A 723-nucleotide genomic window follows, 5' to 3' on the forward strand; every position below is an offset into this window, starting at 1 on the left:
TAATGGCTAATTTCATCGCAATCAGCGGCAACCTTACTAAGGAGCCCGTGCAGCGCTTCACCCCAAACGGTAAGAGCGTTGTGGAGTTCACGGTGGCCCACAACACCCGCCAGTACAACCAGCAAACGCAGCAGTGGGAGGACGGCGAACCATGCTTCATCGACGTGACATTTTGGGGCAAGAAGGGTGAGAACTTCCTACAGGACTACACCCAGAACGGCAAACGCCCCATCATCGTCCTAGGCAGCCTGAAGCAAGACCTCTGGGAGAGACAAAACGGTGGCGGTAAGCGCAGCAAGCACAAGATTAACGCCGATGATGTTTCCTTCATCCCACGCGGCCAAGGCGGCGGAGGCCAGTCCTCGGCTCAGCAGCAGTGGAATCAGGCGGCGCAGAACGGTCAGACCGTCCAGTCTGGGGCATGGGGCAACCCCGCACCAGTAGGCCAAGGCGAGCCTCCCTTCTAGGTGGCCGACATGGATGTAGCCTACTACCAGGAAAAGCTGGAACAACTCGAAGACAGGCTCCTCGCCTACGCCTACGACATCGAACACCTCAAGCACTACAGCAACGATGATCCAACCCCCGCAGAGTTGCAAGACCTCGGGGCAGCAGACCTAGCCAAAGCAGCCGCCCGCGTCATAACCCTCATTAGACGCGGTGAATACTAATGCCTTACCGGCAGATGACGGCGGCAGACCTACCACGATTTAAGGGCCGCCG

Annotated in this window: 2 protein-coding genes; both read left to right on the plus strand. The window is 58.2% G+C overall.

Features of this window, described 5'->3' with window-relative positions; translation table 11 throughout:
- A partial coding sequence (locus tag HMPREF3148_RS06935; protein WP_070508921.1) for a single-stranded DNA-binding protein occupies nucleotides 1–467 on the plus strand: 467 nt, incomplete at its 5' end.
- A 9-nt stretch (nucleotides 468–476) separates the two neighbouring features.
- Complete coding sequence (locus HMPREF3148_RS06940; protein ID WP_129721166.1) at nucleotides 477–671, plus strand: hypothetical protein; 195 nt, start codon at nucleotides 477–479, stop codon at nucleotides 669–671.
- Nucleotides 672–723: the final 52 nt, after the last annotated feature.

This window comes from Corynebacterium sp. HMSC05D08 (assembly GCF_001807215.1).
Classification (GTDB): domain Bacteria; phylum Actinomycetota; class Actinomycetes; order Mycobacteriales; family Mycobacteriaceae; genus Corynebacterium; species Corynebacterium striatum.